The organism is Streptomyces himastatinicus ATCC 53653, assembly GCF_000158915.1.
Classification (GTDB): domain Bacteria; phylum Actinomycetota; class Actinomycetes; order Streptomycetales; family Streptomycetaceae; genus Streptomyces; species Streptomyces himastatinicus.
In genome coordinates, this window is sequence record NZ_GG657754.1 from 2,041,894 (window position 1) to 2,068,642 (window position 26,749).

At 70.5% G+C, this 26,749-nt stretch carries 32 protein-coding genes; 31 read left to right on the plus strand and 1 reads right to left on the minus strand.

Annotation, left to right across the window (positions count from 1 at the left end):
* Window positions 1–56 precede the first annotated feature (56 nt).
* From SSOG_RS07950 to SSOG_RS08025, 16 genes are all read left to right on the plus strand, one after another.
* A complete protein-coding gene (locus SSOG_RS07950) occupies window positions 57–1,013 on the plus strand; it encodes a hypothetical protein (RefSeq protein WP_039936885.1) in 957 nt (318 codons plus the stop codon).
* Window positions 1,010–1,705 carry a zinc finger domain-containing protein gene (locus SSOG_RS07955; protein WP_009713694.1) on the plus strand — a complete coding sequence of 232 codons (696 nt, stop codon included), beginning with the start codon at window positions 1,010–1,012 and terminating at the stop codon, window positions 1,703–1,705. Before SSOG_RS07950 ends, SSOG_RS07955 begins: the two co-directional genes overlap by 4 nt.
* Window positions 1,702–2,181 carry a hypothetical protein gene (locus tag SSOG_RS07960; protein WP_009713695.1) on the plus strand — a complete coding sequence of 160 codons (480 nt, stop codon included), beginning with the start codon at window positions 1,702–1,704 and terminating at the stop codon, window positions 2,179–2,181. The genes SSOG_RS07955 and SSOG_RS07960 overlap by 4 nt, the downstream gene beginning before the upstream one ends.
* A complete protein-coding gene (locus SSOG_RS53360; protein WP_167542473.1) occupies window positions 2,178–2,348 on the plus strand; it encodes a hypothetical protein in 171 nt (56 codons plus the stop codon). Before SSOG_RS07960 ends, SSOG_RS53360 begins: the two co-directional genes overlap by 4 nt.
* Before the next feature lie 128 nt (window positions 2,349–2,476).
* Window positions 2,477–2,989 carry an HNH endonuclease signature motif containing protein gene (locus SSOG_RS07970; protein WP_009713697.1) on the plus strand — a complete coding sequence of 171 codons (513 nt, stop codon included), beginning with the start codon at window positions 2,477–2,479 and terminating at the stop codon, window positions 2,987–2,989.
* Window positions 2,990–2,992: 3 nt separating this feature from the next.
* Window positions 2,993–3,466, plus strand: coding sequence for a single-stranded DNA-binding protein (locus SSOG_RS07975; RefSeq protein WP_009713698.1), 474 nt, complete (start codon window positions 2,993–2,995; stop codon window positions 3,464–3,466).
* Window positions 3,467–3,585: 119 nt separating this feature from the next.
* A complete protein-coding gene (locus SSOG_RS07980; protein WP_039936887.1) occupies window positions 3,586–4,203 on the plus strand; it encodes a hypothetical protein in 618 nt (205 codons plus the stop codon).
* Window positions 4,200–4,646: a hypothetical protein gene (locus SSOG_RS07985; RefSeq protein WP_009713700.1), complete on the plus strand. Its 447-nt coding sequence runs from the start codon at window positions 4,200–4,202 to the stop codon at window positions 4,644–4,646. Before SSOG_RS07980 ends, SSOG_RS07985 begins: the two co-directional genes overlap by 4 nt.
* Window positions 4,643–4,897, plus strand: coding sequence for a hypothetical protein (locus SSOG_RS07990; RefSeq protein WP_009713701.1), 255 nt, complete (start codon window positions 4,643–4,645; stop codon window positions 4,895–4,897). Before SSOG_RS07985 ends, SSOG_RS07990 begins: the two co-directional genes overlap by 4 nt.
* Before the next feature lie 19 nt (window positions 4,898–4,916).
* The gene (locus SSOG_RS07995) at window positions 4,917–5,762 is read left to right on the plus strand and encodes a hypothetical protein (RefSeq protein ID WP_009713702.1); all 846 of its coding nucleotides are present in this window, start codon (window positions 4,917–4,919) and stop codon (window positions 5,760–5,762) included.
* A 692-nt stretch (window positions 5,763–6,454) separates the two neighbouring features.
* Window positions 6,455–7,720, plus strand: coding sequence for a hypothetical protein (locus tag SSOG_RS54750; RefSeq protein WP_009713703.1), 1,266 nt, complete (start codon window positions 6,455–6,457; stop codon window positions 7,718–7,720).
* Between the two features lie 62 nt (window positions 7,721–7,782).
* The gene (locus SSOG_RS08005) at window positions 7,783–8,247 is read left to right on the plus strand and encodes a hypothetical protein (RefSeq protein ID WP_009713704.1); all 465 of its coding nucleotides are present in this window, start codon (window positions 7,783–7,785) and stop codon (window positions 8,245–8,247) included.
* A gap of 82 nt (window positions 8,248–8,329) precedes the next feature.
* Window positions 8,330–8,614 carry a hypothetical protein gene (locus SSOG_RS08010; protein ID WP_009713705.1) on the plus strand — a complete coding sequence of 95 codons (285 nt, stop codon included), beginning with the start codon at window positions 8,330–8,332 and terminating at the stop codon, window positions 8,612–8,614.
* Window positions 8,615–9,269: 655 nt separating this feature from the next.
* Window positions 9,270–9,794 carry a helix-turn-helix domain-containing protein gene (locus SSOG_RS08015; protein WP_009713707.1) on the plus strand — a complete coding sequence of 175 codons (525 nt, stop codon included), beginning with the start codon at window positions 9,270–9,272 and terminating at the stop codon, window positions 9,792–9,794.
* Window positions 9,795–9,798: 4 nt separating this feature from the next.
* A complete protein-coding gene (locus SSOG_RS08020) occupies window positions 9,799–11,064 on the plus strand; it encodes a PBSX family phage terminase large subunit (protein ID WP_050799810.1) in 1,266 nt (421 codons plus the stop codon).
* A gap of 566 nt (window positions 11,065–11,630) precedes the next feature.
* Complete coding sequence (locus SSOG_RS08025; protein ID WP_009713709.1) at window positions 11,631–13,103, plus strand: phage portal protein; 1,473 nt, start codon at window positions 11,631–11,633, stop codon at window positions 13,101–13,103.
* Here SSOG_RS08025 and SSOG_RS52255 read toward each other — a convergent pair.
* Complete coding sequence (locus tag SSOG_RS52255; RefSeq protein WP_154685905.1) at window positions 13,096–13,626, minus strand: SCO5717 family growth-regulating ATPase; 531 nt, start codon at window positions 13,624–13,626, stop codon at window positions 13,096–13,098. The genes SSOG_RS08025 and SSOG_RS52255 overlap by 8 nt on opposite strands.
* A gap of 82 nt (window positions 13,627–13,708) precedes the next feature.
* On the opposite strand from SSOG_RS52255, the gene SSOG_RS08030 reads away from it, so the two are divergent.
* From SSOG_RS08030 to SSOG_RS08090, 15 genes are all read left to right on the plus strand, one after another.
* On the plus strand, window positions 13,709–15,916 hold the full coding sequence (locus SSOG_RS08030) for a phage minor capsid protein (RefSeq protein WP_039936890.1): 2,208 nt from the start codon (window positions 13,709–13,711) through the stop codon (window positions 15,914–15,916).
* A gap of 10 nt (window positions 15,917–15,926) precedes the next feature.
* A complete protein-coding gene (locus SSOG_RS53365; RefSeq protein WP_167542474.1) occupies window positions 15,927–16,100 on the plus strand; it encodes an Rmf/CrpP fold protein in 174 nt (57 codons plus the stop codon).
* Between the two features lie 118 nt (window positions 16,101–16,218).
* On the plus strand, window positions 16,219–16,917 hold the full coding sequence (locus SSOG_RS57405; protein WP_009713711.1) for a hypothetical protein: 699 nt from the start codon (window positions 16,219–16,221) through the stop codon (window positions 16,915–16,917).
* A gap of 65 nt (window positions 16,918–16,982) precedes the next feature.
* On the plus strand, window positions 16,983–17,840 hold the full coding sequence (locus SSOG_RS08040; protein ID WP_009713712.1) for a N4-gp56 family major capsid protein: 858 nt from the start codon (window positions 16,983–16,985) through the stop codon (window positions 17,838–17,840).
* A 20-nt stretch (window positions 17,841–17,860) separates the two neighbouring features.
* A complete protein-coding gene (locus SSOG_RS52260; protein WP_009713713.1) occupies window positions 17,861–18,001 on the plus strand; it encodes a hypothetical protein in 141 nt (46 codons plus the stop codon).
* Window positions 18,002–18,004: 3 nt separating this feature from the next.
* On the plus strand, window positions 18,005–18,397 hold the full coding sequence (locus SSOG_RS08045; protein ID WP_039936891.1) for a head-tail connector protein: 393 nt from the start codon (window positions 18,005–18,007) through the stop codon (window positions 18,395–18,397).
* Window positions 18,394–18,711: a hypothetical protein gene (locus SSOG_RS08050; RefSeq protein WP_050799811.1), complete on the plus strand. Its 318-nt coding sequence runs from the start codon at window positions 18,394–18,396 to the stop codon at window positions 18,709–18,711. Before SSOG_RS08045 ends, SSOG_RS08050 begins: the two co-directional genes overlap by 4 nt.
* The gene (locus SSOG_RS08055) at window positions 18,708–19,061 is read left to right on the plus strand and encodes a minor capsid protein (protein ID WP_009713715.1); all 354 of its coding nucleotides are present in this window, start codon (window positions 18,708–18,710) and stop codon (window positions 19,059–19,061) included. Before SSOG_RS08050 ends, SSOG_RS08055 begins: the two co-directional genes overlap by 4 nt.
* Entirely contained in the window at window positions 19,054–19,482 is a 429-nt protein-coding gene (locus SSOG_RS08060; protein ID WP_009713716.1) for a minor capsid protein, read from the plus strand. Before SSOG_RS08055 ends, SSOG_RS08060 begins: the two co-directional genes overlap by 8 nt.
* A gap of 511 nt (window positions 19,483–19,993) precedes the next feature.
* Window positions 19,994–20,449 carry a phage tail tube protein gene (locus SSOG_RS08065; protein ID WP_009713717.1) on the plus strand — a complete coding sequence of 152 codons (456 nt, stop codon included), beginning with the start codon at window positions 19,994–19,996 and terminating at the stop codon, window positions 20,447–20,449.
* Window positions 20,446–20,916: a hypothetical protein gene (locus tag SSOG_RS08070; protein WP_154685906.1), complete on the plus strand. Its 471-nt coding sequence runs from the start codon at window positions 20,446–20,448 to the stop codon at window positions 20,914–20,916. The genes SSOG_RS08065 and SSOG_RS08070 overlap by 4 nt, the downstream gene beginning before the upstream one ends.
* A 244-nt stretch (window positions 20,917–21,160) precedes the next feature.
* Window positions 21,161–23,389 (plus strand): phage tail protein, encoded by a 2,229-nt coding sequence (locus tag SSOG_RS08075; protein ID WP_009713719.1) that lies wholly within the window; start codon window positions 21,161–21,163, stop codon window positions 23,387–23,389.
* A 2-nt stretch (window positions 23,390–23,391) separates the two neighbouring features.
* Entirely contained in the window at window positions 23,392–24,270 is an 879-nt protein-coding gene (locus SSOG_RS08080; RefSeq protein WP_039936893.1) for a phage distal tail protein, read from the plus strand.
* A gap of 14 nt (window positions 24,271–24,284) precedes the next feature.
* The gene (locus SSOG_RS46660; protein ID WP_050799813.1) at window positions 24,285–25,301 is read left to right on the plus strand and encodes a hypothetical protein; all 1,017 of its coding nucleotides are present in this window, start codon (window positions 24,285–24,287) and stop codon (window positions 25,299–25,301) included.
* A gap of 9 nt (window positions 25,302–25,310) precedes the next feature.
* Window positions 25,311–26,411 carry a hypothetical protein gene (locus SSOG_RS08090; RefSeq protein WP_009713722.1) on the plus strand — a complete coding sequence of 367 codons (1,101 nt, stop codon included), beginning with the start codon at window positions 25,311–25,313 and terminating at the stop codon, window positions 26,409–26,411.
* Window positions 26,412–26,749: the final 338 nt, after the last annotated feature.

The following is a 26,749-nucleotide window of genomic DNA, read 5'->3' on the forward strand; positions in this document are numbered from 1 at the left end:
CGAGCCACCGACACCCCTCGCCGCCGGCGCCCGACCCCGACAGGAGCACAACCCCCGTGACGTGGTTCAAAGTCGACGACACCGCGCACGCGCACCCCAAGCTGTTGAAGGCCGGTAATGCCGCCCTCGGCCTGTGGGTACGCGCCGGCGCCTACGCCGCCCAGCACCTCACCGAGGGCGTGATACCGGGCGTCGTCGCCCAGCTGTACGGCACCGCGCCCCAGGCCCGGAAGCTGGTCGCGTCCGGCCTGTGGCACGCCCACGGCCACGACTGCACCCGGTGCAGGCAGCCGCCCGCCGGCGACTACGTGATGCACGACTTTCTGATCTACAACCCGCCCCGTGCACGCGTCGAGGACGACCGCGCCAAGGCCGCCGAGCGCCAGCAGCGGGCCCGCGAACGTGCCGCCGAGCAGCGGAACCAGGAGCGTAATCCGCTCGATTCGTCGGCGAATCGTCCGCGAATCGACGACGATCCGAGGCCGGAATATCGCGAACCGCCCGCAAATCAGATCGAGTTCCCGGAAGACATCGCAGGTCAGGGCGACCCGTCACACCGTGACGAGGTCGACCCGTCACGGTCCCCCCGACCCGACCCGTCCCGTCCCGCTGTACCTCCTACGGAGGTACAGCAAGCTAGCTACGGCTCGACCCCCGCCGTGCCGCCGAACCTTCGGCCGTTGCGTGACGCGCTCACCGCCGCCGGCGTCGTCGTCGAGTGGTCCCTCGCCGAGGCCGATTGGTTCCGCCTTGAAGCGATCGTGAAGCGGACCGCCGTCCCCGCCCTGGTCGACCACGCCCGCGAGCAGTGGCGCCGCGCCCGCTCCCGCCCGCGGTCGGTCCGGTACTTCCTGCCCGGCTGGACCGCGCTCCCCCCGGTGCCCGCCGGCGCCCCGACCTCGCCCGGTGCCGACGTGATCCCCCTCGACGCCGCCCGCCCGGGCCGCGTGCAGCGTGCCGCCGACCTGTTCCGCACGGCCGCCCTCGACGACCCCCAGGAGTCCGCCCAGTGAACCGCCAGGAAGTCGCCGCCCTGCTCGCCTACGCCGTACGCCTCGACCCGCGCACCGCTCCCGCCGACCAGGCCGCCGCCGACGAAACCCTCGACCAGTGGGCCGACCTGCTCGCCGACGTGCCGCCGACCGCCCCGCACCCCGCCGGCCGGAACTGGGACGCCGCACAGGTCGTGCGTCACCACATCGCGACCAGCCCATACCCGATCAAGCCGTCGGATGTGTCCCGCCCGTGGCACGACTTCCGCCGCGACGTGGTCGACCGGCACCACGACCCCGTTCCCGCCGTCAACCCGGACGACCCCGCCGCGTACCGCGCCGCCCTGGTCGCCACCCGGCACGCCGTCGCCATCGGCGCCGCCCCGGCCGCCACGTTCCGCGAGTTGACCGGCGGCACCCGCGAGGAGCGCGAGCAGGCCGCCGCCGAACGCCTCGCCGCCCTCGGCGACTACGTGCCCAAGACCGTGCGCGACGCCCTCGCCCCGTACCGCCCGCGCCAGGCCGAGCGGGAACGCCTCGCCGTCGAGGGACTGCCCGACCCGCTCGACGTGCCGTGCCCGTACGACCAGTGCCACGCGCCGGCGGGCGAACCGTGCCTCAACTACCGCCGTAGCCCGCGCAGTTCGGCGCACCCCTCGCGCCTCGACCTCGCCACCGCCCGCCGCTACGCACACCAGGAGCCGGCCGCATGAACCGCAACCGGAAGCACCCCGAGCGGGCCCCGCACCGCCGCCGCGCCTCGGCGACCGACCGCACGAAGAACACCAAGTCGTTCCGCGTGACGGGATCATGGGACAAGCGCCCCGACCGGCCCGCGATCAAGGTCACGTCCAACAAGCACGCCCGCGACCGCGCCGCCCGCGAGATGGCCGAGCAGGGCGCGTACGTGATCGTCGAGAAGCACCGCGGATACGGCGAGTGGCGCACCCTGTACGAGCTTGACGGGCCCGCCCTGCTCGCCGAGCGCCGCGCCGCCGAGCAGGAGCAGCGCCGGCGTGCCGCCGATGAGCGCCGCGCCGTCGAGCAGGAAGAGGCCGAACGCCTCGCCGCCGCCGAGCAGTCCGCCCGCGACCGCGACGCCCTCGCCCGCCTCATGGTGCGCCCGCCGGTCGCCCGCGAGCAGTGCGGACGCCGCGACGCCCGGCACGTCACCGGGGCGCAGCGATGATTCCCGCCGCCGCCCTCGCCGTCGTCCGCGCGGGCGTCGAGAACGCCCGGAAAAACGGCCTCGACACGGCCGAGGACGTGGCCGAGCAGGTCGTCGAGGAACTGGTCGCCATGGGATGGACGATCGCCCTCGCCGAGCCCGACGACGACCACCCAGCAGCCGCGTAACCCCCCGCCGAGGGGCGGTAATCCGAACGGACCGCGCCGCCCCCGGCATGTATCTTCCATCCATGGAAGGCATTTGCCGACCATGAAAGAACATTCGGAACGACTACATCCCGACGGAGGTACATCCCATGGAACGGCCCACCCCGGCCGCCCGGTTCGCCGACAAAGTGAACACCGCGGGCCCCTGGTCACTCCGTCGGGACTGCCCCGGCCCCTGTCACCTGTGGGACGGATCGCAGAACGAAAAGGGCTACGGCACGTTTTGGGTCGACGGCCGCACCGTCAAGGCCCACCGCTACGCCTACCAGCAGGCCAAGGGCCCCATACCCGCCCGCCTCGAAGTCGACCACCGATGCCGCCGCCGCGAGTGCGTCGCCCCCGGCCACCTCGAAGCCGTCACGCACCGCACGAACATTCTCCGCTCGACGAACCACGTCGCCGCCCGCGCCGCCGTCACGCACTGCCCGGCCAGCCACGCCTACGACGAGGCGAACACCATCCGCGCGAAGAACGGAACGAGGAAGTGCCGGGCGTGCAAGAACGCGTCCGCCCGCGCCGCCCGCCGCCGCGCCCGCGAGGACCGCCTCGCCGTTGTCGAGCCCATTCGACCGACCGCCCCCACCCTCGAAAGGGCCGCGTAACCCATGAGTGGCGAGACCACCATCACCATGACCGGCAACGTCGTTGCCGACCCCGAACTCAGGTTCACCCCGTCCGGCGCCGCCGTCTGCAACTTCCGCATGGCCAACACCCCCCGGAAGTTCAACCGCCAGACCAACGAATGGGAGGACGGCGAGCCCCTGTTCTTGGGTGTCGCCGTGTGGCGCCAGCAGGCCGAGCACGTCGCCGAATCGGTCCAGCGCGGCATGCGCGTGATCGTCGTGGGCCGCCTCACGCAGCGCCAATACGAAGCCACCGACGGCAGCAAGCGCAGCAGTTACGAGATTCAGGCCGAGGAGGTCGCCCCGTCGTTGCTGCGCGCGACCGCGGTCGTAACCAAGGCCGGAGCGAACCAGGGCGGCGACCGGCAGCAGTCGCAGCAGCCGGCCCAGGCATACGGACAGCCCCAGAGCGACCCGTGGGCGACCGGCGGATACAGCAACGAGCCCCGGTTCTGACCGGGCCCCCTGCGACCGGCGCGCGACCGGTCGCGGGCCCGCCCGCGCGCGCGAGCTGTGGGCGTACTTCACGTTCATCAACTTCCGAACGAAGAAACCAGGAACAGGAGCACCGTCACGTGACCCGTATCCCCGACGCCGTCGCCGTCGCATCCCTCGACACTCACCGCCTGATCGTCACCGTGCCGAACGAGGGCCCTGCCGACATCGCGTGCAACCTTCCCCGGCCGGCCGCCGCTCACATCCTGCGGCAGCTCGCCAACAGCATTGAGGGCCCCGCCGGGGCATGCGACACCGCCCTCGCGACCGCCGCGCCGTGCCCCATCCACGACGCCCCCGTACCGCGCCCGACCGGCCTCGACCCCCTGCTCGACGCCGTCGCCGCCAAGCTGCCCGCCCACCACGCCGAAGCCCAGCAGGCGCCCGCGGATTGGGTGGCCGAGGTACGCGATGCCCTCGCGTTCAACGCATCCGCCGGTCACCCCGCCCTGATCACCGTTCGCGACGTGCTACTCGACGACGCTCCGCGCACACCCGAGCAAGCCCTCGCCGCCGCCCTGGTCCTGCTCGCCGCGCACACCCGCGAACTGTCCGCCCTCGCCCGGCAGCACTCCGACGAGTACCGCGACGAACACGGTGTCAACCGCAGCACCCGCGGCCTGCTCACCGGCATGGACAGCGTTCGGAAGCTGCTCGACCGTCGCGCCGACCGACTCGACGAGCAGGCGCAGCGATGACCGCCACCGAGCCGCGCCGCCGGCACTCCCGCGCCAAGGGTCGAGACCACGAACGCCGCGACCGCCGCGCCGCCCTCGACGTACTGCTCGCCCGCGCCGACCGCCGACGCCTGTCCCGTACCGAGGCCGCCCTGTTGCGCGAGTACGTCGTCGAGGAGCAGCGCACCGGCGACGAGTGCCGTAAAGCCAACGCCGGCAGCACGCGGGCCCTCGCCGAGCACCGCGAGGCCGCCGACACCGTCATACGCGAGCTTGAGGGCGACCTCGCCGAGGCACGGCAGCGCGCCGCGGACGCCGAGCAGCAGCTCGCCGCCGTTCGGACCGTACTGCCCACGCAGCCACGGCCGCGCCTCGGATTGCCGAACGCCCTCGCGTACGAGGACGGCCGACACGACATGGCTGACGCCGTACGGGACGCCCTCGCCCCCGCGGACCAGTCGTGACCGGGCCGACCCCGCCGGCCGTCGACGCCGAGCGCGCCCGCGCCGCCGGCGAGCAACTGGTCGCCGCCGTCCGGGCGTGGGCCGACGCCGTCGCCCCCGTACTGCGGACCGTCGCCGAGCAGTTCGCCACCCCCGCCGCCCAGCTGTGCGAGGCCGGCGTCGTCGACGACCAGGGCCGACAGACCCGCCGCGACCGTCCGGCGTGGCAGTCCCCGTACGGGCCCGCCCGCACCCGCCGCCGCAAGCACTGAGCACAGGAGCAGCCACACCATGACGACCACCCTCGCCGCCTCGCCAGTCGCCCGCCGCGCCGCCGTCGACCTCGCCGCCGTACGCGAACAGTGGGGCGACCTGCTCGCCGCCATATCCCGTCCGCCGGCCGCCGAATGGCCCCCGCGCGAGTGCTCTGGATTCCTCGACCAGCTCGCCGCCGACGACCTCGCCGAGGACGACCTCGACGAGCAGCAAGGCGCCCGCATCGGCCGTACGCCGCTAACGCTGCGCGAACACCCTGCCCCGCTCAACCTCGACGCCCTCGACGCCGCCCTCGAGGTCGAACGCGAGTTGTTCGACCTCGCCGACCGCGTCGCCGAGCAGGTGCAGCGCCCCATCCGGCACATCAAGCCTCTCACCTACGGCGCCCCCGCCGACAGCATCCCCGACCCCGACGACCGCGACGACCCAGCACGGTGGCACCTGCCCAACCACCGGGATAACGGGCCCGCCGCCGTGGCCTCGCCCGGATCACGCGCGTACGGGCTGCACTGGGCAGCGGTGTGGATCGAGGGCCGGCTACTCGGCGAGGGCACCGACGGCGATCTGTTCACCCCGGTACGGGCGTTGCAGCTTGAGGAGACGGCAACGGTGGCGCGCCGCGCCCGCGCCACCGTCGAGCGCGCGCTTGGCCGCGACGGACGCACGACCACCCTCGACGCACCGTGCCCATGGTGCGGCGGGCGCCTGCTCGGCCACACGAAGTCGGGGGGTGAGCCTGTGGTGACTTGCTCGACCGGTGCCGCATGCGGGGCGCCTGTCCTGCTCGACGTCCGCGGCCGGCGGGCGTGGCGGGGCGCCGGTCTAGTCGGCCTGTGGGTTGCGATGGAAGCCGCCTGCTAACGCTCGAGACGTGGGGAACCGCACACCCCGGACCGGGGGCTATGTGATGAGCATCACGCGCGCTCCGTACTGTAAAACCCCCGACTTCACGGGCGAAGGCTTGACCGGGAGAGAACCACTCTCCCCGCCCGAACGGGGCACAGCATGGCGAAGCACGCACGCGGCAACAACGCTTGGAAGGATGCCGCGAAGCGAGCAGGGCGCGCGATCCGTCGCGGCGCCTGCCGAGCGGCCGGACCGGTCGCCCTCGCGATCATCGAGGGTATGAGCGAGGCCGTCGCACAGGGGGTACTGAAGTAGCAGGACCTCAAAGAAGAGAAGGGCCCCGGGGTGCACACCCCGGGGCCCTTCCCATGTCGACGGTGCCGCGACGCGTACGCGGCACAAGGTGGCGGGACCCTCCGACCTATTCGGTCTGCCGTCTCGATGGCTCACCCCGAGTGTACTCGAATCATCGTTGGCAGCAGGCCCGTTCACGCCCCTTGATCGGCTGCTCGACGACAGGGAGCACCGACCCCAGGTGAACAGCCAGGGGACGCCGCGCCGCTGAGGCGACCCACCTCTCATCTGAAACTGTTTCACAAACGACTTGTGTAGTCACTTCACAACTCCCTACAGTAAGGCTCCCGCCGAACCTCACTCGGCGGACGCCGGACCTCACCCGGCACTCACCAACCAAGGGAGCAACCCCCATGGACGTCACGATCCCCGGCGCCCTAGCCGACCACCTCGCCGCGCAGTACATCGGCGACGAAGAGACCGCCGCCGCCCTCGACGCCGCCCGCCGCGGTCGCGGCCGGACGCTGGTTATCGAGCCGACCAGCACGCGCGTACTGCACGTGATCAGCCGGCACGCCGAGCACATCCTCAGCATTCGCGGCGCCCACACCCGCGCCCAGGTCGACGCCGCCCGCCTGTGGATCAAGCGCGCCGGCCACGCCCCCGCGATCCTCACCCACCGGTTCGAGGACACCGAAGAGGCGTACAACGCGACACAGTGCCGCGACGACATCCGCGACGGCGACGTATTGATCATCGAGCGCGAGGGCGTTGTCGGGTTCCTCCGTAGCGCGTGGCCGGCCGCCATCACCGCCGAGCACGGCGAGCTGCACAGCGTCGACGGCGACCCGCGCACCCTCGATGACGGCCGGTACGCGGCGAGCATCGAGGACGCCGAGCAGATCGCCCGCGAGCATGGGTTCGCCCTCGCCACCGAGCAGCAGCTCGACGCCGTCGAGGCCAAGGTCGCCGAGCAGTTCCACACCACCGCGCGCGCCACGGACGCCGTCGAGTACGCCGAGCAGGTCGAGGCCGGCGTCGAGACCGTCGCCGACGCCGAAGCGCTCTACGCCGCGCAACTGGTCACCGAGGCCGACGCCACCGACGGCACGTGGCGGGGCGAATGGATCGGCCAGCACCCCGACGACGGCCTGTTCACCCTCGAGCCCGCCGCCGACCAGGGCGCCCTGTTCGACGACCGCGCCGCCGCATTGGCCGCCGACCGCGCCGCCCTCGACGCCCACCTCGCCCGCACGTACCCCGCCCTGTTCGCCCCCGAGCAGCCGCGCCCCCTCGAGCTCGAGCCCGCTCTCATATGGGCCGTGACGCATCACGGTGTGATCCGCGGCGAGTGGCAAGGGTTCTTCATGTGCGGACTCGGCCGACGCGAGGCCGAAAACCGCGCCCGCGCGCTGCGCTACACCGGCAGCAAGGACGTACAGGTGGTGCCATGCGAGCACGGCCCCCACTCCCACCGCGACGCCCGCATCGCCGCACGCTGCGAAGGGTGCGGGTACCCGATCCCGACCGGCGAGGAGTGGCACGAGGGATGCCGCCCCCGCCCGCGTCCGACCCCGCTCGACCGCGCACGCCTCGCCGCCGAGCGCGACGCCGGGTACGCCCGCGCCCTCGAGGCATCCGCCCGCGTCGCCTACCTCGACGACGAGCCCCCGTTCTAACCCGACCGGCCCGCCCTCACCTCGAGGGCGGGCCCCGACCCCACTAACAGGAGCAGCACCACGTGAGCGCCAGCGACCAGCCGACCAGCCCTGAGGAACAGCTACGCGCCGGAATCTTCGCCGCCGTTGAGGAGTACAAGCGCGCCAAACGTGCCGCCGACGCCAACCACGACCAAAACACTCTTGACCTCGACTACGTGCGATGGATCGCCGACAACTACGGCGCATCCCGTGAGGACGGGTCCGAGGAACTGACCTCATTCCTCGAAGAACTCGCCAACGAATTGGACCTCGACGAGGTGCGCATCCTCCGCATGGCAGGCGAGGCCGCCGTCGCCGTCACACCCCGCGTGATCGAAGGCGCGGCTGAACGCGGGATGAAGCCACCGCGCATCGCCGACGAGATCGGCCTCACACCTTCGCGCGTGTACGGCATCCTGCGCGAGCAGCGCGCCAAAGATGAGCGGGCAGTGGTAGACGCCTTCTTTTCCGCCTCGAGAAGCAATCAGAAGACCGACGACCAGTAACCCAGGAAGCAGCGCGGGCCCGATCCGGCGACCTCACCGCCGTACGGGCCCGACTCACCACAGACGGGAGCAACCCCCGACCATGGCTAAGCCCAACCCTACCGAGACCCGCCGCAACCTCCCGCCCGCGGTAGGCCGGTCCATGTCCGTGCGCATCCTCGACGAGGGCATGTACGACGACCTCGCCGTGATCATGAGCACCGGATGCGACGCGTCCGCCGCCGTCCGACAGGCGTTGCTCATCCTTGCGAACGTGTACTACGAGGCATGGAGCCGCGGGCACTACCCGCACGGTGTGGCCCCCGTGATCACGTCGGCGAACCTCCAGCCGTATCAGCCCGTCCGACAGGCTGACCAGGCCGTATGACGCGCCCGCGCCCGCCGTACGACAAAGCGTGGCATGCGTACGACCGGACGCGAACGCTTCCACACGCGTCGGTTGTCGCCTTGCGCACCGCCCCCGCCGGGGGCGGTGCGCATCAGTGTCAGTCGCTGTCGCGGGTCGGCCGATGCCACTCGTCGTGCAGACGCCGAAGGGCCTGAAGTGCCCGGCATGCCTTGTCGGACAACGCTGGTAACTGATCCAAGACGTAGGCGAGAACGAGGAACCCCGCCCCAAGCGTCGTGACTATCTCCATCCGAACCGACTTACCTTCCCGTTGGGGCGGCGGTCCGGAGCGGGCAGCCTCGGACATCCGCCATCTGGCGATAAAGTCCGAGAACCCAGCTCGTTACTGCGGATCTCGCGGGATGCTGCGCTTACAGCAACCCAACGCGCTTGCTTGTGTTGCATCACTCGCAGCGCGGTAGTACGCATTGGGGGCGAGATGTAACGAGCACCTGGCCCTCATAGGCCATTATGCCTCAGCTCTGAGCGGTGCTCGCACCGCTTGCCTTGTTACCTTTCCGTGATCTATTCTGGGCCGCGTCTTCGGCGTGCCCAGAAACAGCCCGCCCCACCGAACGCCCCGCTGGCATCACCTGCGGGGCGTTTGGCATGCCCGACGCAAGGAGGTGACGCCATGGCTCGACCGATCACCGACGACGACCGCGAGCAGGTGCGCACCCTCCACGCGCAGGGCAAGAGCCGCAACGAGATTGCCCGCATAATCCGGCGGTCACCCTCGACCGTTTCCAAGATCGCCGCCGCGTTCGAGCCGCCCCTCATATTCGACCGCGCCGGCGAGGTGGCCGTCGCCACCGAGGTACGTCGCGCCGACCTCGCCGCACGCCGCGCCCAGCTCGCCGAGCAGCTGCACGACGACGCCGAGCGCCTACGCGCCCAGCTCTGGGAGCCGTGCACGATCGGTGCGTTCGGCGGCAAGGACAACGTATGGACCGACACACACCTCGCGAAGCCAACGTTCGGCGACCAACGGCAGATCATCGCCGCCACAGGAACCGCGATTGAGAAGTCGCTCAAGCTCGCCCCCGCGGCCGGCAGCGAGGGCGCCGAGCAGGTGCGTTCGATGCTCGGAGCACTCGGCGACGCGCTGACCCGCGCAGCCGGCGACGACGCCGACGACGGGGGCGCCGACGGGGGGTGAGCCAGTGCTCGACCTCGACCGTCTGCCCCTGTCCCGTAAGCAGCTGCGCAGCATCGGACAGGCCAGCCGCCGTATCAACCTGTGGCACGGGTCGGTTCGTTCCGGGAAGACCATCGCGTCGCTGCTCGCGTTCGTGATCGCCGTCGCCGGGGCCGGTCCGTCCGGCCTGATCATCGTCTGTGGCCGGTCGCTCCAGACGATCGAGCGCAACGTGTTGGAGCCCCTACAGGACGCCGCGTTGTTCGGCCCCCTCGCCCGGCACGTCGTGCACACCAGGGGCGCCACCACCGCGAGCATTCTCGGCCGGACCGTCCATCTGATCGGCGCCGCCGACGCGCGCGCCGAGGGCCGCCTACGTGGCCTTACCGCCCAGCTCGCGTACGTGGACGAGGCGACGCTACTCCCGGAAGGGTTCTGGACCCAGCTGCTCGCCCGCCTGTCCGTGCCCGGCGCGCGCCTGTACGCGACCACGAACCCCGATAGCCCGCGGCACTGGCTCAAGGCCGGGTACATCGACCGCGCCCACGAACTCAACCTCAGAGCGTGGCACTTCAAGCTGTCCGACAACCCGTCGTTGTCGCCCGAGTATGTCGCCGACCTCGCCGCCGAGTACGTCGGACTGTGGCGTCGCCGGATGATCGACGGCGCGTGGGTTGTCGCCGAGGGCGCGATCTACGACATGTGGGACGAGGGGCGGCACGTCGTTGCCGAACTCCCCGACGTGCGCCGGTACTGGCTCGGGTGCGACTACGGCACCACGAACCCATTCTCGGCGATCCTGCTCGGCGAGGGAGTCGACGACCGGCTGTACGTCGCCGCCGAGTGGCGGCACGACAGCCGCGCCACGCACCGCAGCATGACCGACGCGCAGTACAGCGCCGCCGTCCGGGCATGGCTCGCCGACCTCGGCATCGTCCCCGAGTGGACGTTCATCGACCCGAGCGCGGCGTCGTTCTCAACGCAGATGTGGCAGGACGGACACGCCGGCCTCGCGCGCGCCTCGAACGACGTCGCCGACGGCATCCGCAGCGTGTCGAGCCTGCTCGCCGCCGGCCGCCTGCTCGTACACGAGTCGTGCGAGGGACTGCTCGACGAACTGCCCGGCTACAGCTGGGACCCGAAAGCCACGGAACGCGGCGAGGACGCCCCGTTGAAGGTGGACGACCACAGCGCCGACGCACTGCGCTACGCCGTCCACTCCACCGCGCACGAGTGGCGCCACCTCCTAACTAAAACGGTGGTGACTCCAACTCGCCCAAAGCTTCCGTGAGGAACTTCTCACGGGCCCTGCCCAAGCGATCATTGAACTTTTCATGATTTCGCCACCAGTGCCGCCAATCGGCCTCGTCGTCGGCTAGCGCAAGCAGGTGAGAGAGCACTGTGGTTGCTTCTCCGCAAACGGATTCGGCAGCCTCTCGAACCTCTCTGGGGCCTACAAGAGCAACGTGAGGCAGAAGTTCACCCAAAGCGTCAAGATCCCTTTTAAGAGCCATAAGCCGGGCTCGTTGCTGCTCCCAGTCTGGCCCCGGACCACCGGCGTGGTCGGAAACTTCGGCCGCCCAGTCCCTCAACGCAGCTGCCAACTGTGCCGATGCTGTCCAGAATTCCCGATACACGGGCCTGCGTTCGTCACGGAGCAACCGCGCATGCTCGACCCTGCCTTGATCCCTCACTTGCCCGCGCGACGCTGCGTACGCCAAGAACGCACCGACAACCCCGCCGACCATGCCGACACCGGCCCCAAGCACAGCCGCTATCCCTTGATCCATATCAGCATTCTGCCCGGACCAACGATTACTGTGCCGAACCTTCGACGACCCTAGGAGGTGGAATTCAGTGCCGCTCCCTGACAACGGCGCCGCATGGCCGCCCCCGGTGTGGGCCCCGTACTACGCCGAGATGCGCCTCGACGACGCGTGGTACAGCGGCGACTGGCGCCGCCTCGCGCGTGTCTACGGCAGTCACCCGCGCCCCGCGGAACGCCGTCGGCTGTGGGGGCGACGAGTCGAGCAGCACCCCGGACGGCCCGAGCACCGCCTACACGTGCCCCTGGCAGGCGACATCGCGTCGACCTCGGCCGACCTGCTGTTCGCGGACATGCCGACGATCAAGGTCGACGACAAGCCGACACAAGACCGCCTTGAGCAGCTGCTCGACGAGGGACGCGTACAGCAGACCCTTTTGTCGGGCGCCGAGCAGGCCGCCGCCCTCAGCGGCGTGTTCCTGCGGGTGACATGGGACCGCGACCTAGTCGACCGGCCCCTGTTGACCGTGTGCCAGCCCGACGGAGCGATCCCCGAGTTCCGGTTCGGCATGCTGCGCGCCGTGTCGTTCTTCCGCGAACTGCCCGGCTCGACCGAGGCGACCGTATGGCGCCACGTCGAGCGGCACGAGTCCGGCCGCATCGTGCACGCCCTCTACCAGGGCACACGCGACAACATCGGCCGCGCCGTCCCGCTCACCGAGCACACCGAGACGGCCGACCTGGTCGACTCCCTCGGCGAGGACGGCGTCAGCATCGCGACCGGCATCCGCGATCTCACGGCCGCGTACGTGCCCAACATGCTGCCCAACCGGGCGCACCGCGGGAGCCCGATCGGGCGCAGCGACTACGCGGGCGTACACGACCTGTTCGACGCCCTCGACACCACATGGACGTCATGGATGCGCGACATCCGGCTCGCTCGCGCGAGGCTGATCGTCCCGGACGGTTACCTACGCGACCACGGCCCCGGACAGGGCGCGAGTTTCGACGACGACCGCGAAGTGTGGCACTCCCTCAAGATGCCGCCGAACGAGGGCAGCGGAATCACGCTGAATCAGTTCGAAATCCGAGTCGAGGAGCACCGCGCCACGGCCGAAGCACTGATGAGGCAGGCCGCGCAGGCCGCCGGGTACAGCCCGCAGTCTTTCGGCCTCGACGGCGACGGAGCAGCGATCACCGCAACCGAGGTCGACAGCAAAGACCAGCGGAGCATGGTCACCCGGAAGAAAAAGGCCGGGTACGCCCGGCACCCCCTCGCCGACATGCTGCACGTCATGCTGCAAATCGACGCCGCCCAGTTCGGCAGCAGGATCACGCCCGCGCGCCCGCGGGTGGAATTCGGCGACGGGGTCGCGGAGTCCGAGCAGACGACGGCGACCACCCTCGACCTGCTCAACCGCGCCGGAGCCGTGTCGACCGCGACCAAGGTTAAGATCCTTCACCCGGAGTGGGACGACACCGCAGTACAGGCCGAGGTCGCGGCGATCCTCGCCGAGACCGGAGCAGCGGCACCAGACCCAGTTGGGAGCTTCCCTCTCAGTTAAGAGGTGCAGGAGCCCAGCGCTTCGATTCAGCGTCCCACCCGTACGACACAAACTCGCCGTCGATCGCCCCGAAACAGGTCCATCCCTCGGATCTCCAACTGATCACGAGCCTGATGTCGCTCTGCGGTGGTTCCGCTGCACATAGATCCGGAAGTTGTTTTAGCGCCTCAACAGGCAAATCAGGCGAAAAGGTGATCCGCCCGCCCTGTTCCGTGCGCAGCTCGATGCGACGGGGTTCCACTCCCGGCTCTTGCCCGACCTGACGCCTCAGGAATCGGCGCACTGCGGTCCGTGTCGCTTCGTCGATTGCTCCAGCCAGCCGGTTCCCAAAGTGCGTGGCTATAGCGGAAATGAATGGTGCTGCTGCGGTTGCCACCGTGGCGGCGACCACAACCCCTGCCCCCTGCGTGTACCAAGCTGGTGGCGAGTATTCGATTTCGAAGTCGTCTTCGAAGTCGTCAAACTCGTGGTCCTCTTGAAGATCACTCCAGTCAACCTTGATCAGGTCCCTGTCGCTGGCCATACCGCGCTCACTCCCATCTCTTGAACGATGATGCGTCAAACTTATTGCTTGGGAAGCCATTTTTTGCCCAACAGGGGGTGTGATGTCGATCCACCCCGGCATGGTCGAACCCCTCGCCGACCGCACCCGCGACCTGTACGCCGAGGCCGAGGCCCGCCTGTTGGGCATCATCGCCAGGCAGCTCGCCGCCGGCCTTGACGCGCCCGGATGGGTCGAGCGCAAGCTCGCCGCCGTCCAGCAGCTACACCGCGCTTCGCAGGCGGTTGTCACCGAGTTGGGGAAAGCGGTCGAGCTGGAAGTGTTCGACGCGGTCGCCTCGGCATACAACGAGGGACACCGCGCCGCGGTCGCCGAGTTGGGCGCCCTGTCCGACGACGCCCGCGCCCTGGTCGACGACGTAATCCCTAACGCTCAGGCCGTCGACCGGCTCGCACAGGAAACGGTCGACGTGGTCACCTCGACGCACCGCTCGATTCTGCGGGCCGTCGTCGACCGGTTCCGGGCGATCGTCGCCGAAGTCACCGCCACGCCCCTGCTCGGCACCGGCACCCGCCGACACGCCACGCAAGACGCCATGCGCCGGTTCGCCGACGAGGGCATACGCGCTTTCGTCGACCGCGCCGGGCGCCGATGGCAGCTCACCTCTTACGCGGAGATGGCCGTACGGACATCCGTCGCCCGTGCCGCGACCGAGGCGCACACGCGCACGCTCAGCGACGCCGGTATCGACCTGGTGATCGTCAGCGATGCCCCGCGCGAGTGCCCGCTCTGTCGCCCGTGGGAGGGCCGCGTACTGGCCATCGACGGACCGACCGGCGAGCGCGAGGTCGAGGTCGAGCACGCCACCGACGACGGCCGCATGATCCCCGTACAGGTCGCGGGCACCCTCGACGAGGCACGCCTCGCAGGGCTGCAACACCCCAACTGCCGTCACTCCGTCAGCGCCTACACCCCAGGTCTGACTGTGTCCGAGCAGGCCAGCAGCGACCCCGGCGGGTACGAGGCCGGACAGCGACAGCGGGCGATCGAGCGGCACATCAGGAAGTACAAGCGCCGCGAGGCCGCCGCCGTCACGCCCGAGGCGCAGCGCGCCGCACGGCTCAAGCTGCGCCAGTGGCAAGGCGCCATGCGGTCGCACCTCGCCGCGAACCCCGACCTACGCCGGTTGCGGCATCGCGAGCAGCCGGGCGCCTCGAACCTCCCCGAGAAGCGGACCGAGGCGACGCCCGAGCAGGTCGAGGCCGCACGCGTGTGGTCGGGCGACGAGCAGACCGTACGGGAGATGAGCGACGACCAGCTCGCCGCCGCCGAACGTTCCCGCCTGCTCGACGACCGCGCCCGCGCCCGGATCGAGGCCGAGGCCGACCGCCGCGACCTCGACGACCTGCTCGCCCGCATCCGGCCCGGCGGCACCCTCGCGGATGACCTGACCGGGTTCAGCGACACCGAACTCGCCCGCGCCTACGTCCACCTCGACGACGGCGACGCACTGCGCGTCATGGCGGAGATGGACCGGCGCGACCTCGCCACCCGCCTACCGGGTGTCTCCCCGGACCTGGTCGGCCTGTCCGACCACGACCTCGCCGCGCGCGCCCGCGGCGCCGACCCGGACACGCTCGCCCTGCTCGCCGCCGAGGCCGGTCGCCGCGACCTGCTCACCCGCCTGTTCCCCGGCGGGCAGCTGCTCGGCGACCTGTCCGACGTGAGCGACGACGAACTCGCATGGTGCATGCAGTACGCCACCAGCGAAGAACTGCTCAGGATCGCCGCCGAGATGGACCGCCGCGACGCCTTCGACCTCCCGCCCCCGGCGGACACGGGCGACGCCGTCGCCGACATGCTCGCCGACCGCGACGCCCTCGCCGAGGCCATGGCACCCGCGCCGGACCCGGAGCAGTGGGGGCACCTCGCGGACGACGAGACGTTCGCCGCCGAGGCCGCCGCCCACAACGAGGACAGCGGCAACACCGACGAGCGGCACACGATCACCCGTCGCGAGGCCCGTGCCCTGTACGACGAGTACGTCTACCGCCAGTACCTACAGGCCGAAGAGGACTGCAACGGGTACCTACTCAACCGCAAGGCTCGCGATGCCGGGATCAACCCGGTTTCCTTGTTCTCCGGGCCCGCGCGTATCGCGTACGCGCGCGCGTCCGACGAGCTGAAAGAGTGGTGGAAGGAACACGGCCGACTCACTCAGGCCGAGTTCATCGAGCAGGTAGTCGGCAAGCCCCAGCGATGGGCCGACGGCGCCCGCAAGAACGAATCCGACCACCAGGCCAAGAGGTAGGGGGCGCAACGTGGGCACACGCGAGGACATCGTCAAGGCAGTTGAAACCGGCCGCGAGGCCGGGCGGAACGGCGAGCAGCCGACCGCCTGCCCGTACCCGCGGTCGTCAGCGCTGCGTACGGCGTGGATTCGCGGCTATGCCGAGACCCGCCCTGTGTCGTCCCAGCCGGAGACGACCAGCTAGCACCCACTACCGACAGCACTTCCCGAAGGGGGCCCGCCAGGCGCGGGCCCCCTTTCGCATGCCCGACACGCGGTGCGCCAGGCGCGCGCCGCCCTGACTACGGCTCCAGGAGGGCCCTATGTCCACCCCGACCCCGAGCGCGCCCGCCGCGCCATCCACCGCCCCCACCGCGCCGCAGGCACCCGCGCCGACCACGCCCGCGAGCACCCCGCCCGCGCCGCCGAGCCCCACCGCGCCACCGGCCACGCCCGAGGGCGGCGAACCGCAGGATGTCGCGAGCCTGCCCGCATGGGCTCAGAAGCTCATCACAGACACCCGCGCCGAGGCCGCGAACTACCGCACCCGCGCACAGGCCGTCGAGCAGGGGCAGCAGCCCGCCGCCCCCACGCCCCCCGCGCCCGCACCGGCCGACGCCCCCGAGGGTGATGTAAGCCGACTCCCGCAGTGGGCACAGCGCGCCATCACCGACGGCCAGAGCGCCGCCCGCCGCGCCGCCGTACAGGCCGCGGTCATCCAGGCCGCGCCCGCCGCCGGGGCCGACGTGGCCCGCCTGCTCGACTCCCAGTCGTTCGCCGCCACCCTCGCCGGCGTCGACCCCGCCGACACGACCGCGATCACACAGGCGATCACCAACGCCGTGACTGCACAGCCCTGGCTCGGCATCGCGCCGACCGGGCCCGCCCGCGGGGGCGCCGACTTCGGCAGCACCGGAACCGGCCAGGTCACCGCCGAGCAGTTCGCCCGCATGTCCTACGCCGAGCGCGTCGAGCTGCACCAGTCCGACCCCGACACCTACCGGCGCCTCGCCGGTTCCTGACCACGCCCGGCACCGCGCCGGGCCCCGACGCCCGGCGACCGCGCCGGAGAAAGTGAGCAGCAGCAATGCCGCAGACCACCGCCGCCGCGATGATCGTCCCCGAGGTATGGGGCGACATGGCACAGGCCCAGTTCATCGGAAAGGTGCGCGTCGCCGGTTCCTCGGCCGTCATCGACGACAGCACCCTCGAAGGTGCGCCCGGCGACACGATCCACTTCCCGAAGTGGGGCGCCCTCGGCGACCTCGACGAGCTGTCCGAGTCCACCCCCATGACGCCCGCCGCGATGTCCACCGACGACGCCACGGCGACGATCAAGGAAGTGGGCAAGGCCGTTGAGATCACCGACAAGGCCCGCCTTGTCTCCCTCGGCGACCCCGAGGCCGAGGCCCGTCGGCAGTTCGGCGTACTCGCCGCCCGCAAGGTCGACGCCGACCTGATCGCCCAGGCGCAGGCCGACGAGACCGCGCAGGGCGGGGGCAACCCGTTCCGCTTCACCACCGCCGCCGGGAAGACCAAGTTCACATGGCTTGACGCCATGGTTCCGGCCATCGGCCAGTTCGGCGACGAGTGGGAGCCGAACGACTTCGCCGGCCTCTACATCAACAGTGTGCAGCTCGGCGAGGCTATGGCCGACCCGCAGTTCATCGACGCATCCAAGCTCGGTAGCGGCGAGACCGCCGCCGTAACCGGCAGCATCGGCCGTATCGGCGGCGTATCCGTGTTCGTGACCAACCGTGTCGCGGCCGGAAAGTTCCTGCTCCTCAAGACGGGCTCGCTCGGCCTGCTCTACAAGCGGCGCCCCCTGGTCGAGTCCGACCGCGACATCCTCGCCCGCTCCACCGTCGTGACCACGACCCTCCACTACGCCGTGAAGCGGCTGAATGACCGGGGCGTCGCCGTCGGCACCCTCGCCACCACCTGACCAGGAAGGAGAGCGCCGCCGTGATGCTGCGCCGCTACCACCCCCGTGACCCCGAGGACTCCGACACCGCGCCGGACGAGCAGGAGATCACCGACGACGCCCCGCAGGCCACGAAGCAGGCGGGGCGTTCGCGTTCCAGCAAGACCGCCAAGGAGGGGTGACCGGTGGCCGGTCGCGTCTACGCCACCCCCGAGCAGTTGACGGCGTGGACCGGCCAGCCGGCCCCAGCCGACGCCGAGCGGCTGCTCGCGCGGGCGTCCGAGGACATCGACGACGCCCTACTCACCGCCTGCTATCCCACGGACGCCGCCGGGATGCCGACCGATCCGGCGACCGTGCAGGCCCTCGCCGAGGCCGCATGCGCCCAGGTCGAGTACCAGCTCGCCACGGGCGACGACAGCACGGGCGCCGCGGGCCGGTGGGGAAGCGTGTCGATCGGCCCCGTGTCCCTCGGCGACCGCCGCGACTCCTCACAGGCCGCCGGCGACGTAGACCTCGCCCCCCGCGCCCACCGCGGGCTGAAACGGGCTGGACTGCTGCCGGGGGTGATCTGGTGAACGTCCCCCGGTGGCTGCTGCGGCACCGGATCAAGGTCGAGCCGTACCTCGGCGACAGCGCGTACGGCCCGACGTACGGCCCGCCCGTCGAGGACGTGCCCGCCCTAGTCGCCGAGAACATCCGGACCGTGCGCGACCGCGAGGGCCGCGAGGTCACCAGCACCGCGCAGATCATCGCCGAGCCCGGCCTCGACTGTCCGGCCGAGTCACGGATCACTCTCCCCGACGGCCGCACCACCAAGGCGATCAGCGTCGCCCACCACACCGCGCCGGGGCTCCCGGTGCCGCAGTGCACGGAGGTGAGCGCCGAATGACCCAACGCGCCCGCCTGAGATGGAACGGCGCCGCCGCCATGCGCGGCACCCGCGCCGGGGCCGTGCGAGGTCTGCGCATCGCTGCCGAGCACGTCCTCGCCGAGTCGCGGAAGATCGTCCCCATTGAAGAGGCCACCCTCGAAAGGTCGGGCGTGGCCACGGTCGACGAGTCGTCGCTCACGGCCGCCGTGTCGTACGACACCCCGTACGCGATCAGGCAACACGAGGAACTGAACTACCGGCACGACGCCGGACGATCGGCGAAGTACCTCGAACGCCCGCTCACCGAGCAGGCCGACACCGTCGCCGAGATCATCGCGGCGCAGCTGCGGAGGTCGCTCCGTGGCTGACCTCGACCCGCTCGACGGCGTCGCCCGCCTGCTCGCCGCCCGCGGCCTGGTCGCCTACGACCCGACCGGCACGACCGGTGACCTGTTCGTCGAGATCATGCCGCCCGCGCCCGATGCCGCGGTCGCCCTGTGGCTCTACGACGGCGAGGCGCCCGACACCCGCAACGCCTACGACACCCCGCGCCTACAGGTGCGCGTGCGCGGCGGGCCCGACCCGCGCGTCTCCCGCCGCCGCTGCTGGGCGATCTACAGCGCACTTCACGGCCTCGCGGGCGTCGCCCTCGCCGATGGGACGTGGCTCATCCTCGCCGCTGCGCGCGGCACCCCGGCCCCCATGGGCCCCGACTCCAGCGGCCGGCACGAGCACGTGATCAACTTCGACCTTGACGTGTCTGCACCCACCGACCACCGGCTCACATAGGCGACAGGCCCTAGCATGCGCCACGCGATCCCGCACCCACATCACACCGCATTCACCCTATCGGGTGAACCTTGCGGCGTTTTTCCTTGGCACACGCGCGCGCGTATAGTGTATAAATTAATTATACTGGAGAAACATGAATGAGATTGATTGAGTAATTTCAAATAAGTTCTTATTCAAATCAATTCTTATTTTCCGCGCGTGCGCGCGAGGGCCGTTCCGCCGCATACCCCGCTCCCCCTTTTGCGCTAAGTTCGCCGCATGAACGAATTCACGACGGTCGTTGCGCCCCTCACCGCTTCCACGGGCGCAATCATCAGCGCGGTAATCATCACGGCCATAGCGCATCCTGACCCGTCAGCGCGGGTACGGGCGTTGCGTGTCCTTGACATCCTTTTCGTGCGGCGGAACGGTAACTAATGACAGCGTGACTTCAACATAGGTTCGGAATTCAAAAAGGCCGGGACTGACTCTGTCATCCCGGCCTTTCACATGCTCAGGAGGAAAACATATGGGGCGCCCAATCGACGCCCGAAGCTGGGAATTCGAGGTCGAGACCGCTACGGCGGACACGTTCGTACGCCTCGGCAACCTCACCAGCTGGACCCACAACCCCGGCGAGAACGAAGAGACCGCCGATACGACCACGTTCGATTCCGACGGGTATTACGAGCAGGACATCATGCAGCGGGGCGCGACGATCGAGGTCAGCGGCCTGTACGCGGCCACGGCCGGCACCCGCGACCCCGGACAGGACTACGTCGACAAGGTGTGGGCGTACAAGTTCGGCGAGGAGTCGCGCGGAACCCTGCGGTACCGGCACACCTCACAGGACCAGTGGACCGTATGGGAATGCACGGTCACGCCCGGCGAGCAGGGCGGCGAGACGAACGCCAAGACCTCATGGGGCGCGACGTTCACCCGGTGCGGCGCCCCGACTACCGCCCCGGTGGTGACGGGACCGTGACCGAGCAGCCGATCGAGCCGACCGAGGTCGAGGTCGCCGATTTCGACGCGTTTTTCGCCGAGCAGGCCGAGCCGGAACGGCAGGGCGTACCGCTCAAGCTGTACGGACGGACGTACGTCCTCCCGCCGACCCTGCCCGCCCTGTTCACTCTCCAGCTGCACCGGGTGCAGCACTCCGCCCGCCCCGACGACATCCGGCGCCTGCTCGGCTCCCTGTTCGGGCCGGACGCGGTCGACCACTGGACCGAGGCCGGCATGGACGACCGCCGCCTCGGCATCGTCCTGCTGTGGTCGACGGCCAACGTCGCCGATCCGGGCGCCGTGTCCATGGAGCGCGCGGCGCGGCTGTACGACGAGCGCGAGGCCGCGAAGGGAAAAGCGGCGCCGCGGCAGACCCCGGCCAAGCCCCGCCCGAAGGGCAAGGGCAAGGGCAAGGGGAAGCCGCGGAGTTCTGGCACTCGGTCCTGACCAACTGGGGCGCGGTCGAGTCTGACCTCGCCCAGACCTACGGCCTGTCGGCCGACGACATCGCGCGCCTGTCCACGCGCGCGTTCCTGGTCCGCATCGCCGGTCTGCCCGGCGAGTCACGGTTCGCCCGTGCGTGGCGCTCGACGCCCCGCGTCGTGACGGACCCCGGCGAGATCGCCCGGCTCACCGGGCAGTGATCAACAACCACAACTGAATAGCGGCGCGCGCCGTTGGGGGGTGCTCCTTGGGTTCCCTCACCATCGGCGAGCTGGTCGGTTTCATCGACCTCGACGACTCCGGGGCACAGCGCGGAGTCGACCGCACCGAGGCCGCTCTCGTTGGTCTCCAGCAGGACGCAGACGGCCGGTTGCGCGACATGCGCGGCCGGTTCGCTGTGGCCGGCGCGGAGATGGGCGGCGCCCTCGGCGACGGCATCGGCGGGGGCGCCGAGGAAGCCGGCCGCGGCCTGGCGGGCATCGGCCCGCTGCTGGGCGCGGCCAAGACCTCGACGCTTGCCCTGTCGGGCGCGTCGGTCGTTGCGGCGGGTGCGCTCGCCGCCGTGCCGTTGGCCGTGATCGGCCTCGGCGCGAAGGTGCTCGCCGAGAACGAGCAGGTCAAGGGCGCATTTACCGACCTCGGCGAGCACGTCAAGGGGCGAATGCAGGAACTCGCCGCCCCGTTGGTCGAGCCGTTCGTCAACGCCGCCGACCAGTTGGGCGGCATCTTCGACGACCTCGCCCCGCAGATCGGCGCCCTGTTCAAGGGCGTCGCCCCGCTCGTCGAGCCACTGGTCGAGGGGATCGGAGCCCTCGCCAAAGGCGCGATGCCCGGCCTGGTCTCCGCGGTCGAGGCCGCGGGCCCGGTCATCGACGCCCTGTCGACCGGACTCGGCGCGGTCGGCGACGGCATCGGCGGGTTCTTCGAGGGCGTCGCCACGGGCGCCGGCGGCGCGGCCGAAGGGCTCGGCGGCCTGCTCGGCGCGGTCGGCGAAATCCTGCCCGCCGTCGGGCAACTGATCGGCGCACTCGCCGAGGCCGGCGGGCCCGTGCTCGCCGCGCTCGCCCAGGCGCTCGCCCCCGTAGTGAAGAGTCTCGCGGACGCGCTCGGCCCCGCCCTGGCCAAGCTGGGCCCGCCGCTCGCCCGGTTGGCGACCTCGCTCGGCGACGCCCTGTTGCCGATCGTCGATGCGCTCGGCCCTGTGCTCGCCTCCGCCGCGGGCGCGTTCGGCGAGCTGATCGACGCCGTGTCGCCGCTGCTGCCACTGCTCGGCGGCATGATCGCGTCCGTTCTGCCCGCGCTCACGCCGCTACTCGACGCGCTCGCGGTGATCTTTCAGCAGATGGCGCCCGTCATCGAAGAGGTAGCGGGCGTGCTCGGTAGCACACTGATGCCCGTATTCGCGGTATTGCCGCAGGTCATCGCGCCTATCGCCGAGATGCTGGGGCAGCTCGCCGCCGCGATCCTGCCGATTCTGGTCGACCTGATCGCCGCCCTGTCGCCCGCGCTGATGACGATCGGGCAGGCGTTCGCGCAACTGCTCGTTGCCCTGTCGCCGCTGATCGTCGCCGTGGGTGAGCTGCTGATCGGCGCACTCAACGCGCTCATGCCGATCATCGAGCCGCTGATCGGCCTCATCGGGCAGCTCGCCGGAATCTTCGCGAACGGCCTCGCCGCCGTGATCGAGCAGGTGGTCGTACCCGTCATCGGCGCCATCGTCGCGCTGCTTCAAGGCGACTTCGACCAGGCATGGCAACTCGCCAAAACGGCCGTGTCGAACGCCGCGAACCTGATCGGCGAGGCCGCGACCAGACTCGCCGAGTGGGTCGGTAACGGCATCTCCACCGCGGTCGCCTGGATCAACGGACTGCCCGGCCGCGCGTACAGCGCGCTCGCCCCGCTCGCCGGCAAGCTGCGCGACCGCGCGGAATCAGCCCTGCGCAGCTTCAAAGACTCGATCGTCAGCAAGGCGCGCGAGGCCATCGCATGGGCGCGCGGACTACCCGACCAAATCTCATCGGCGATCGGCAACCTCAATTCGCTGCTGGTCGACAAGGGGAAAGACGTCGTTCGCGGCCTGCTCAACGGCGTGAAGAGCATGGGCGGTTACCTGAAATCCCAGCTGGTCAGCTTCGCAAAAAACATGATCCCCGGCCCCATCGCTGACGCATTGGGCATCGCTTCACCGTCCAAGGTCATGGCGCGCGACGTGGGCCGCTGGATTCCCGCCGGCCTGGTCAAGGGCATCGAGGGCGGCGCCGGGGCCGTGGACCGCGCAATGTCCAGCCTGGTGACCCCGCCCGCCGTCCCGTCCCTCTCGCCCACCCTCGCGGGCGCGGGCGCGTACGGCTCACCGTTCGCCGCCCCCTCGACCGGCGGCGCCCTGGTGCACGTCGAGCACTGGCACGCCGCCGAGAACGGCACCCCCGACGACAACGCCCGCGCGCTCGCGTGGCTGGCCAAAGCGAGGGGGTGACCATGGCGCCCGGTTCCCTGCTCACCCGCCCGGGACAGGTGCAATACGGCGAGCTGCTGCTCGGCGCGGGCACGCCGTACCGATGGCGCGGTATCACCGGGTGGGAGGAACTTCCCGCCCTCGACTCCGGCACAGTGCCGCGGTCGGACGCACACGGCGCGATCCCCGGCGGCCTACTCGCACAGGCCCGGACGATCGGCCTCGACGGGTTGGTCATCCGGGCCCCGCGGGCGTCCGTCGGCGCGGTCGTCGCCACCCTCAACGCGGGCACGGTGCCGGTCGAGGACGAGCGCCCGTTCGTGGCGTGGCTCGACGACCGCGGGCCCCTACTCGCGTACGCCCGCGCCACCCGCCGCGCGGTACCGGCGGCCCTCGGGTACCGCCTCGGCACGATCACGGGCGGCGCCTTGGAATTCGTCGCGACCGACCCGCGCCGGTACGCGCTCGCCGAACAGGTCGCGTCCGCGATGCTGCCCATGTCCGAGCCTGGTCTGTCGTGGCCGCTGGTGTGGCCGCTGGACTTCGGCGCGCCCGGCAGCACAGGCGCCATCAGCACGACGAACATCGGGGACGCCGAGGCACACCCCGTGATCGAGTTCCGCGGGCCGGTCGCCCGGCCGTCGCTGACCAACATCGGCACGGGCGATGCGCTGGAGTACGACATACCGCTCGCCGCCGACGACGTGCTGATCATCGATACCAGCGCCGGCACGGTCACCCTCAACGGCACCGCGTCGCGGATCTACACCGCGACCTCGCGCAGCGTGCCCGAGCAGACGTTCACGCTCGCCCCCGGCACAACGAACCTCCACTTCCGCGCCGCGCCCGGCAGTAGCCCGGCAGCGTCGGCGACCGTGCGCTACCGCTCGGCATACTGGTAAGGAGACACCCCACCGTGACCGTGCGTTCGGCATGGCTGCTGCCCAACGGGCAGACGAGAGAAGACACCCGCCTCACGCCCGTGGGCACCTTCGCGCCCGAGTCGGAGACGCGTACCCGGGACGGCGTGATTCCCGGGGGCGACCCGTTCGCCGCCGCGGGCGCGGGCGCGATGGCCCTGCAAATCGGCGTCGGCCGCGCGCTGGTGCAAGGCACCGACGCCCAGGGGGCGTACCCCGTAGCCAACGACGCGCCTGCAATCCTCACATTCGCCGACGGCGACGCGCAGTTCGCCCGCATCGATGCTGTGGTCGTCCGGGTGTACGACGAACTGTTCGACACCGACGGACAGAACCTGGCGCGAATAGAGATCATCCAGGGCGAACGCGCGGAGACCCCGACCGCGCCGACCCTTCCCTCGGCCTGTCTGCGCCTGTGGGACGTGACGATTCCCGCAGGCGCGTCCGCGGGCGTGGGCGGTATCGACTGGACGGCTGCACTCGCGGACCGGCGCCGTTACACCGTCGCCGTGGGCGCAGTGGTGCCCCGTGGCGCCGCATCGGACGTAGGCGCCTACGACGGCCAGTACGCCGATCATGGGGGCGTGCTGAAACGCTGGTCCGTCACGGCAGGGCAGTGGCAGACCTACCGGCCCCCGTCCGATGTTCAGACCGCGACCGGCGCCGCCGTGGTGACAGCCGCATCGGGCTGGACGCTGCACAATGCCCAGGCCGTCCGCGTATCCGGCATGATCACAGTGCGAGTGCAGATCGAGCGGACCGGCCCGGATTACGGGCCTGCTTCCTCCGACGGAAACCTCGCCGACCTCGCCATGTTCACCGTTGCCGCCGGATGGCGCCCGAACGGCATCTACGGCGTTGAGCGCATGCCCACGATCGTGACCGACTCCTACGGCGACGGGGCCGGCTATCTCACCCCGAACACCGGCCTGTTCGAACTCGTTTCATGGGGCCCGGGCGCAACGGTCGTCAAAAACAGGTGGCACCGCGTGATGATCACCTACCCGGCATAAGGGGGCGACGTGGGCACCACCGCGCCGTACCGGCTGCTGCTGACGGATCTACGCTCCGACCAGCTGCTCGACGCCCTGCCCGTACAGGGCCTGTCCCTCGACGACTACATAGGCAAGACGGGCCGCCTCACAGGCACCGTGCCGATCCCTAACCGCGCCCTCGCCGACCGCGCCCGCCGCGTTCTCCTGCCCGGACGAACGGGCGTATGGGTCGAGAGGGGGCGCGAACTCTGGTGGGGCGGCATCCTGTGGACGCTCAACCTCGCCAGCGACAGCCGCGGATTCCTCAGCGCCCAGATACAGGCCGGCGGGTGGGAGAGCTATCTGTACCGGCGCCTGTTGTTCGATACGCAGATCGCCGACGATGTCGACCAGTTCGACGTAGTGCGGCAGCTGGTCGACTACGCACAAAACGCCGAGGGCGGCGACATCGGCATCACATACGACACGGCCATCTCTGGAGTGCCCCGCGACCGCACGTACTCGCGCTACGACCTCCCGAGCATCGGCGACCTGATCGACGACCTCGCCGCGGTCGAGCGTGGCTTCGAGTGGCGCATCGCGAGCTTCCGTGACGGCGACGGCCGACGCGTCAAGAAGCTGATGATGGGACACCCCGTCATCCGCACCGGCACAGCCGACATCGTCCTCGACCACCCCGGCCCGGTCCTGTCCTACGCGTGGCCGACGGACGCGACAGGCAAGGCGAACGCGTGGCAGAGCCGCGGCGCGTCCGTGAACGGCAACCTCGCCGCAGACAGCTACCCGCTTACCTCGCCGCTCCTGGTCGCCGAGGACGACATCGCCGCCGGCTGGCCGCGCCTCGACAGGAGCAGCGACTACACCACCGTTGAAGTACAAGACACGCTCGACGCACACGCCCGAGCGGACGCCGCCGCGGCCCGCAACCCCGTCACGCTGCCAGAAATCACGGTCCTGCTCGGCGGGAACATCACGCCCGCCCTGCTCGGCGCCACCGTCCGGGTACGCATCCGCGACCTGTGGCACCCCGACACCCTCGACGCCCGGTACCGCGTCGTCGGCCTTTCCATCACCCCGCCCGAGCGCGGTCGGCCCGAGACGGCCCGCCTGTATCTGGAGGTCCCGTAACCGTGCCGTACGTACCGCAAGACGTGCTCGACCGCCTCGCCGCCCTCGAACGGCAGGTGAAGCAGCTTGCCGGACGCGCCAACATCCGGCCCGCGCTGAATCAGGTACTCAACGGCGACGTAGTGATCGGCGAGGGCGGGCAGCTCTACGTACGCGCCCCCGGCGACGCCACGGTCCTGCAAATCGGCAAGCTCTACACCGAGTCGGACGAGTTCGGTTTCAAGGTACGCCGCGAAGACGGAAGCCTCGCGCTCGGCGTGTATCACGGCCTCACGGGCGATGTCGGCGAGCAGGGCATTCGGATGCTTGACGCGTCCGGCACAGAGATTTTCGCCGAG

Excerpts from the sequence above, each read along its gene's own strand:
- SSOG_RS07960 (WP_009713695.1), top strand. The coding sequence starts at position 1,702 with ATGAACCGCAACCGGAAGCACCCCGAGCGGGCCCCGCACCGCCGCCGC.
- SSOG_RS53360 (WP_167542473.1), top strand. The coding sequence starts at position 2,178 with ATGATTCCCGCCGCCGCCCTCGCCGTCGTCCGCGCGGGCGTCGAGAAC.
- SSOG_RS07970 (WP_009713697.1), top strand. The coding sequence starts at position 2,477 with ATGGAACGGCCCACCCCGGCCGCCCGGTTCGCCGACAAAGTGAACACC.
- SSOG_RS07975 (WP_009713698.1), top strand. The coding sequence starts at position 2,993 with ATGAGTGGCGAGACCACCATCACCATGACCGGCAACGTCGTTGCCGAC.
- SSOG_RS07985 (WP_009713700.1), top strand. The coding sequence starts at position 4,200 with ATGACCGCCACCGAGCCGCGCCGCCGGCACTCCCGCGCCAAGGGTCGA.
- SSOG_RS07995 (WP_009713702.1), top strand. The coding sequence starts at position 4,917 with ATGACGACCACCCTCGCCGCCTCGCCAGTCGCCCGCCGCGCCGCCGTC.
- SSOG_RS54750 (WP_009713703.1), top strand. The coding sequence starts at position 6,455 with ATGGACGTCACGATCCCCGGCGCCCTAGCCGACCACCTCGCCGCGCAG.
- SSOG_RS08010 (WP_009713705.1), top strand. The coding sequence starts at position 8,330 with ATGGCTAAGCCCAACCCTACCGAGACCCGCCGCAACCTCCCGCCCGCG.
- SSOG_RS08015 (WP_009713707.1), top strand. The coding sequence starts at position 9,270 with ATGGCTCGACCGATCACCGACGACGACCGCGAGCAGGTGCGCACCCTC.
- SSOG_RS52255 (WP_154685905.1), bottom strand. The coding sequence starts at position 13,626 with ATGGCCAGCGACAGGGACCTGATCAAGGTTGACTGGAGTGATCTTCAA.
- SSOG_RS08030 (WP_039936890.1), top strand. The coding sequence starts at position 13,709 with ATGTCGATCCACCCCGGCATGGTCGAACCCCTCGCCGACCGCACCCGC.
- SSOG_RS57405 (WP_009713711.1), top strand. The coding sequence starts at position 16,219 with ATGTCCACCCCGACCCCGAGCGCGCCCGCCGCGCCATCCACCGCCCCC.
- SSOG_RS08040 (WP_009713712.1), top strand. The coding sequence starts at position 16,983 with ATGCCGCAGACCACCGCCGCCGCGATGATCGTCCCCGAGGTATGGGGC.
- SSOG_RS08055 (WP_009713715.1), top strand. The coding sequence starts at position 18,708 with ATGACCCAACGCGCCCGCCTGAGATGGAACGGCGCCGCCGCCATGCGC.
- SSOG_RS08065 (WP_009713717.1), top strand. The coding sequence starts at position 19,994 with ATGGGGCGCCCAATCGACGCCCGAAGCTGGGAATTCGAGGTCGAGACC.
- SSOG_RS08080 (WP_039936893.1), top strand. The coding sequence starts at position 23,392 with ATGGCGCCCGGTTCCCTGCTCACCCGCCCGGGACAGGTGCAATACGGC.